The organism is uncultured Nitrospira sp. (assembly GCA_902500695.1).
Lineage (GTDB): Bacteria > Nitrospirota > Nitrospiria > Nitrospirales > UBA8639 > Nitrospira_E.
In genome coordinates this window covers 4958-11800 of record CABVRQ010000102.1, presented here as the reverse complement: position 1 = coordinate 11800, position 6843 = coordinate 4958, and the positions used below count along the sequence as shown (strand labels likewise).

The 6843-nt window shown below is 51.9% G+C and carries 7 protein-coding genes and 1 pseudogene; 6 read left to right on the top strand and 2 right to left on the bottom strand.

Features of this window, described 5'->3' with window-relative positions; translation table 11 throughout:
• Nucleotides 1-124: 124 nt before the first annotated feature.
• Both AAH187_RS17285 and AAH187_RS17280 read right to left on the bottom strand, forming a co-directional pair.
• Complete coding sequence (locus tag AAH187_RS17285) at nucleotides 125-1009, bottom strand: uroporphyrinogen-III synthase (RefSeq protein WP_342349729.1); 885 nt, start codon at nucleotides 1007-1009, stop codon at nucleotides 125-127.
• 27 nt (nucleotides 1010-1036) lie between these two features.
• On the bottom strand, nucleotides 1037-1900 hold the full coding sequence (locus tag AAH187_RS17280) for a formylglycine-generating enzyme family protein (RefSeq protein ID WP_342349728.1): 864 nt from the start codon (nucleotides 1898-1900) through the stop codon (nucleotides 1037-1039).
• 121 nt (nucleotides 1901-2021) lie between these two features.
• Here AAH187_RS17280 and AAH187_RS17275 point away from each other — a divergent pair, with 121 nt between their 5' ends.
• From AAH187_RS17275 to AAH187_RS17250, 6 genes and pseudogenes are all read left to right on the top strand, one after another.
• Nucleotides 2022-2570, top strand: coding sequence for a VOC family protein (locus AAH187_RS17275; protein ID WP_342349730.1), 549 nt, complete (start codon nucleotides 2022-2024; stop codon nucleotides 2568-2570).
• Nucleotides 2571-2645: 75 nt separating this feature from the next.
• Complete coding sequence (locus AAH187_RS17270; protein WP_342349727.1) at nucleotides 2646-4265, top strand: MBL fold metallo-hydrolase; 1620 nt, start codon at nucleotides 2646-2648, stop codon at nucleotides 4263-4265.
• Nucleotides 4266-4406: 141 nt separating this feature from the next.
• Nucleotides 4407-5132, top strand: coding sequence for a PSP1 domain-containing protein (locus AAH187_RS17265; RefSeq protein ID WP_342349726.1), 726 nt, complete (start codon nucleotides 4407-4409; stop codon nucleotides 5130-5132).
• A 97-nt stretch (nucleotides 5133-5229) separates the two neighbouring features.
• Nucleotides 5230-5649 carry a hypothetical protein gene (locus AAH187_RS17260; protein ID WP_342349725.1) on the top strand — a complete coding sequence of 140 codons (420 nt, stop codon included), beginning with the start codon at nucleotides 5230-5232 and terminating at the stop codon, nucleotides 5647-5649.
• 126 nt (nucleotides 5650-5775) lie between these two features.
• A complete protein-coding gene (ubiE, locus tag AAH187_RS17255; RefSeq protein WP_342349724.1) occupies nucleotides 5776-6525 on the top strand; it encodes a bifunctional demethylmenaquinone methyltransferase/2-methoxy-6-polyprenyl-1,4-benzoquinol methylase UbiE in 750 nt (249 codons plus the stop codon).
• Between the two features lie 4 nt (nucleotides 6526-6529).
• Nucleotides 6530-6843 (top strand): annotated as a pseudogene (locus tag AAH187_RS17250) (radical SAM protein); the annotation flags it as partial.

Below are 6843 nucleotides of genomic sequence, written 5' to 3'. Positions count from 1 at the left end.
TCTAAAAATTCCAGCTAGCGGGTTGTGCTTGAAATTATGGTGCATTTCGCTCCGAACCAGTCTGAAGGTAAGGGAAATGCCAATAATAGTTATAGGAGTAAAGGTCTGATGTGTTCGCTGAGGATCAGGGCGCGGGTGTATCCCTTATTGGCGGGGCGTTCTTCGTGGTCAGGATCGTGTGAACGGCCTGGGAGGCTTCTTTGACCAGGATCCCCATTTTGGGGTGAGAAGGTTCGAGGTCGACGGGGAAGCCATAGTGGCGTAACCGTTCAGTCGCCAAATGGCCAATGGAGGCGACCATCATGCGATGAAGCGCTTTTCTGAACTCATTGATCTTTTCGTCCTTTTCTAACACCTTGACGAGATGTTCCACTTGAATGGCGTTGGTGACCAACAAAACCGGTATGACCCCATCCATGACTTCTTGAAGCAGATGTTTCAGGGGTGCCAGATCCTCAGGTAAGGTCCATCGATAGACGGGAACCGGTCGAACTTTTGCTCCCCGTTCCCTCAGGCCTTCTAGAAATTTCGGGTTACTGACCCCGTATTCCTGCACCGCGATCCGTAATCCCTGGAGCCCATCAGGGTAGGATGCATCAAGGGCAACGAGAGTATCTTTCCAGGTATTGGGTTCGGGGACCAGGATGTTCGGCTGAAGCCCGAGTTCTTTTAACACCAGAGTTGGTTTGGGACCCCGCACGACGAGCACCGTGTTTTGCAAGGCGCCAATAATCCCCTCAAGTGCATACCGGGTCTGCACAACATCCAGCAGAGTACGAAATCCTACCCCGGTGAGCAGGACGAGTATATCGACCTGACCCGCCAGCAGGGCGTCGCCACATTCCAGCGCCTGGGGATTGTCCGATAGTGGGAGTTCCCTCATTGATGGGGCGACCACGGGCACGCCTCCGTGCCGGACAATCAACCGTTTCATCTCGGTAGCCATCCGGCTTTCAAGTGCTCCGACCCGGAATCCTTGAAAGCCGACATTGGGGTGTTCACCGCTCATGGGGGTACTTTCAAAGAGGTGAAAGGTTTAGCGGGTCGATGGAGCCGGCCCATCCTGGGCGCATCGGAATCCCGTGGAATTATTACGGTCCGTTGGAAGACTTTTGATCCTGGTAAAGATTCGCACCTGGGGTGTTTCCCCTTGCCAGCCTGAACTCCGCAACACTTTGTAGGTGCCGGTTTCGGGTCCCGGGGGATTTCGGGCGGGGCTCTTGCCGTAATAATCCGCTTCGTACCAGTCGGCCACCCATTCCCAGACATTGCCCGCTACATCGTAAATGCCATAGGGGCTTTTGCCTTTTTCATAAATACCCACCTGGGTTAATGTGGCCTCTCCCCGCCACGATTGATTGAAATTCAAATGTTCCCGCGTGGGTTCGACGTCACCCCAAGGAAAGCGCCAGTCGTTGGGGCCTTTTGCCGCTTTTTCCCACTCGGCTTCGGTGGGAAGGCGTTTACCGGCCCAGTGGCAGTAGGTTTCGGCATCCTTCCAGTCCACATTGATGACCGGAAGGTCGGTGACCGATTCGGGCATCATATTCCCTTTCCACAGTCCTCTTTTTTGATCCGTGGGATGTTGGGGGGTGCGGTGCCCGGTTTCGGTCACGAATTGAAGATACCGTCCATTGGTGAGTTCATACTTATCCATATAAAAGGTACCCACGAACACGTCATGATTCGGTCGTTCGTCGAGTCCCCCATCACGGGCCGCTTTGGGCACTCCCATGGGGAAGATTCCTTCGGGAATCAAGACCATGGGAGCGCCGTCTTTTCCGACAATTTCCTGATGGGGCTCAGAAGCGCTCACCGTGCTGGAAACTCCAGCGATGAGCAGTAGGCACGCTCCTACCCCGATATACCCTACCCGTCGATTCCACATCCTTCCTGCCATCTTTTCCTCCAATTTTTTCTGACAATGCCACAATTTTTTATGTATTCGATTCATAAAATACCATAATTCTCCCTGATCATGAATGATAGACCAAAGGTTTTAGGAGGGAAAGTTGAACAAGGTGAGATTTTCCACAGATTTTAGAAACCTTCGACGTCCGTTTGGCAACTTGCTCCATCTCAGGGTCCTGGGTATGATGCCTTTCTCCGAAAATACTCGTGAGCGATGCAGTCTTACTCTTCACCACATTGACGGAATTGAGATGCAGGAAAAAAGAAAAACCCGTGGCCTTCGACATTTGGCCTTGCGGGTGCGGGATGTTCAGGTTTCCCAGCGTTTTTATGAACGACTGTTTGATATGAAAGTTGTGTGGCAGCCTGATCCCGAAAATGTTTACCTCAGTACGGGCTACGATAACCTGGCGCTGCATCAGGTGACCTCTGAAGAGTTAAGTCAATTTAACCTTTCCCAGGTTCACCCGTTGGATCATTTGGGGTTTATCATGGAATCTCCGTCAAGTGTGGATGCGTTGTTTTCCGAAGCCACGGAACAAGGGGCCACGATTGTAAAGCCTCTGAAGCAACATCGTGACGGCAGTTATTCGTTTTATCTCTCGGATCCGGATTTAAATACAATCCAGGTGTTGTTTGAACCCTCAATCCAATTGTGATAGAGAAGGGTTAAACTCTCTCGCTTCGTTCCTTTCACCACAAACGGCAGATTTTTTTCTTCATCTCACGTTGTCATGAATCCCTGGACGACCATTGATCCCACGCAGCACGTCGGACTGCACCCCTGGGTATGGGTTCAGTTGGAAAGTGTCGAACAGCCAGGACCATTTCCGTTTTTGGGCGGGGTGGATCCGGAAGTTGTCAGCAGTCTTCATCAGGCGCATGAGCTCATGATGAGCGGTATCGAGACCGCCATCAGCGACATCATGGCCAAACGTGCTTCCGTGGATGACCCTCAACTATCCCGTCGTTTGGAGGATGCCTATGCGGAAGTGGTGCAAAGCCGTCCTCCCCTGCAACGACATATTCAGTGCGGACGGAAATCCGATGGGACCTTTCACTGGACCTATCCCAAAAATCCCACTGCCTCGGCCAAAATGACATACGGGGGATTGCGGATTTTTAATTCCGTCACGCGTCAGGCGATCCCTTTTGGGTTTGAGCGGCCAATCGGGCCGAATGTGGGAAATTTCCTGGGTTTTCTCACTGGCCGGCACGCGATGGGCGAAATTCAAACGGTGGCCCAGGCTGGCGGGCGAGACCTTGAGCGTCAATTGGCGCAGCTCTTTACCCTCTTGAAAGACCATGATTGTCTTGCCATCGCTCCACATACCTCCATTGAGGCGCATTGGAGGAAGGTCACAAAGGATCAGGATGTGGTCCATCTGGGACATGCAGCGTTGATGTATCGACACCAGGATGATTTTTTATGGTTTGATCCCTGGCTCATGCCATGGTTCGCGGAGTCGCCTGTCCCATCTCTGTGGGCCAATCTCCTGCCGCGCCCGGCTGGGATTTTTCTCACCCATGATCATGACGACCATGTCGATCCTCGAACCTTGTATCATTTGCCAAAAGATGTGCCGATCTTTGTGCCGAGTCGACGCAATCGGAAAACGCTGCATTATGATTATCTGTCCCTTCTTAGAGAATTAGGTTTTTCTCAGGTCAGGGAGCTGGCCCATGGGGAAAGTTGGCGTATAGGAGATGCCGAGGTAGTGTCTGTGCCGTTTTTCGGTGAAGACCCATGTGATGTGGAACTTCCCCGAAATTGTTATCTGGTGGCCGACCGTGGGCGGAACACGTTGGTGCATGCCGATAGCGGGCCGACCAATGATGGCCACTCGGCATTGCAAGACAAGGTCATGGCCAACCTCGTGTCAAAGTACGGTCCGATTCCCTTGGTTTTTGCCTCGCAACAACAACTCAAAGAAGTCCGGAGTTATGCGGCCTATGCCTGTCTCTCTCCTCCGGGAACCTGGTTGGAGGTGGGAGAAAACGGCTTTTTGACTAATGCCTATTTAGCCGAGTTGTGCCGAACGGCTCAAGCCAGGCTTTTTGTGTCCTATGCGACAGGGGGTGCCGATTGGTATCCCGATCATTTATCGTTTATGTTCAGTGGACGTAATCCGGCCAGGACGGCCTTGCTCACGGCGAATTGGGATCTTCCTGAAAGTCTTAAGCAGGAACTGGAACCGTTTGGCTGTCGCTATCATTTCGGCCAGGCGTTTGACGTATTTGGAGCCGGACCCGATGGAGAAACCCTGGTGTCTCATCTGTCAGATCAACTGGCACCACTCGGACTCTATCAGTTGGATCATGCTCCTCCTCCCTTCCTGCGAAAGCATCGTTAGCAGGTGTGAGTCATGGGATGAGCTGAGTTTAGTGCCGCGGCCTGAGCCTCCAGGATTCCCGCTTGGCCTCTCCCCGTAAGTCCGGTATGATTGAACCTCACGCCTACAGTATTCCTAGGTAGCAAAGGGAGACAATGATTTATGGTGCAGGAATCTGAAGACGAAAAAGAATATATAGAAGAAGTTGCGGTGGTCGGCGTCAAAGTTCGGGATCTGGGAGAGGTGAAAAAAACCCGGACCGATGATCATACGGTGAAGGTCGGCGATTGGGTTTTGTTGGATTTAGATAACGACCATACCTTTGGGAAAGTCTATCTCCCTCCTCAATTTCTCCCGTTTAGCCCGCCGATGCGAGTGATGCGGCAGATTATTCGAAAAGCCACTGAAGAAGATACCCGCCAGATTGTACGCCAGGTGCGATTGGCCCAGGAAGGTGAGGAGTTTTGTAATCAGCGAATTGCAGAATCTGGCCTCAAAATGACATTGGTGGAAGTGTTTGGATCGTTTGCCCAGCGATCACTGACCTTTACCTATACGGCTGATGACCGGATTGATTTCCGGCAACTGGTCAAAGATCTCGCCCGGAGATTTGGATGTCGGATTGAGATGCGCCAGATTTCAACCCGGGAGGAAGCCGCCAGACTGAGCGGTGTGGATACCTGCGGATTGGTGCTATGTTGCTCCAGCTTTTTAACTGATTTTAAGCCGGTCTATCCCCGGGGACGGGCCGATGCCCCCATGAATGGGATGGATAGCCACCGGATTGGGGTCTGTGGTCGGATGAAATGTTGCTTGTTATATGAGGAAGAGGGTTGGACACTCACTCGACGCAAACCACAGCCGTTGATTCATCCCACAAAACGATAACAACCTGTTAGTCAGACTAGTGGAAGTGCGAGAAGGAGTGCGATGTCACATCTGCAAGCTGAGCTGGTTACGAAGATGAGTGGAGAAACAATTCAAGATGGGGGCTAAGCCACAATTCGTCATTTATGCACATAATGCGACCTATGATAAGCTGCATCAAGTGGCCACGCTGGGGTTAACGGCTGCGGCGATGGGGAAAGACGTGATGGTGGTCTTGCTGTTCTGGACCATCAAAAAGTTGGCGGAAGGCCGGATAAATGAATTGGATTTTCCTCCGGAGTATGCCGCCCAAGCCCCGGAAGTGGCCCGGTTGATCCGTGAACGCAAAGTCCCACTCATTTCGGAAATGTTCGAGGAAGCCCGTCACGTCGGCCAATTTAAACTGGTCGCCTGTAGCGCAGGACTTGAGTATATGGGGGTTGATGCCAAAGCGGTCACTCAAGGGGTTGATGAAGTGATGGGGTTGCCTGCGATTATCTCTGCCTGCTCTGGCGCTGAAACTACCCTGTTTATTTAGTTCCCTCTTTGGTCCTTCCCTGATCAGTGTGTTGTCAGGCTTTGATCGGTCAATCCAGTTTTCTGAAGGGTTTCATTCTTGACAAAACTTGAGATCGGGTGCTAGGTCCTTGGGGTGGTTCCTGTCATGAATAAAACCGAAATTCCAGGCAAGGCGGCCTCCACATGGACAGGTCCGGCTCGGGAACAGGCCGTCCAGCGAATGTTCACGGCCATTGCCAAATTTTATGACCTGAATAATTCTCTTCTCAGTTTTGGTCTGCACCATTCCTGGAAACGCAAGGCGATTTCCTATATTCCTGACATCCCTGGGACACGAGCCTTAGATTTAGGGGCGGGAACCTGCGACCTTGCCATTTTAGTGGATCAACATCTCCGCTACACGAGCCAAATTATCGCGGCGGATTTGAATTTAGCCATGTTGCGTGTGGGGCAGGATAAAGTCCGGTCCCAGAAATTGGCCAACCGTATTACCTGTTTACAGATGAATGCCGAGCATCTCACCTTTCCGTCTGACACGTTTGATACGGTGACTGCCGGATTTTGTATTCGCAACGTTGGGAATCTTCCTCAAGCTCTCTCCGAAATCTGCCGGGTCTTACAACCCGGAGGTCGGTTCGTGTGCTTGGAATTTTCCCGTCCTGTTTCAGCCGGCCTCCGCAAGCTTTACGACTGGTATTCCTTTCATTTGCTCCCATGGATTGGCACCAAGGTGGCCCGGGATGGGACGGGGGTGTATGAATATTTACCGGCGTCGATACGGAATTTTCCAGATCAAAACCGGCTAGCTCAATTACTCAAGGAAGCCGGGTTTCAGACTGTGGAGTATCACAATCTGACCGGTGGAATTGTCGCCATTCATGTGGCGGTGAAATAACACGATGAATTCCGTACTCTACGTCTTCCTCCCCTGTAAAAAGGTCTATCCCACCGGGATTACCTACCTGGCTGACTTCATCCACCGGCGACGGCCGGATGTGCGTCAGCAGATTCTGGATCTTTCGTTATTTCCGCCGAATCAACGTCAAGCCCAATTAAGGGAAGCGACCAAGGCCTTTCAGCCCGAATTGGTCTGTTTTTCATGGCGGGATATCCAAATTTTTTCCCCGCATGAAGGCGATGCCTCCCTCGAGCATGCGTTTAATTTTTATTACGCCAGCAATCCCCTGAAGCGGGTGGTGGCTTCCTTCCAAGG

Coding starts and splice junctions, on each gene's coding strand:
- AAH187_RS17260 (WP_342349725.1), top strand. CDS start 5,230: ATGGGGGCTAAGCCACAATTCGTCATTTATGCACATAATGCGACCTAT.
- AAH187_RS17270 (WP_342349727.1), top strand. CDS start 2,646: ATGAATCCCTGGACGACCATTGATCCCACGCAGCACGTCGGACTGCAC.
- AAH187_RS17285 (WP_342349729.1), bottom strand. CDS start 1,009: ATGAGCGGTGAACACCCCAATGTCGGCTTTCAAGGATTCCGGGTCGGA.
- ubiE (WP_342349724.1), top strand. CDS start 5,776: ATGAATAAAACCGAAATTCCAGGCAAGGCGGCCTCCACATGGACAGGT.
- AAH187_RS17265 (WP_342349726.1), top strand. CDS start 4,407: ATGGTGCAGGAATCTGAAGACGAAAAAGAATATATAGAAGAAGTTGCG.
- AAH187_RS17280 (WP_342349728.1), bottom strand. CDS start 1,900: ATGGCAGGAAGGATGTGGAATCGACGGGTAGGGTATATCGGGGTAGGA.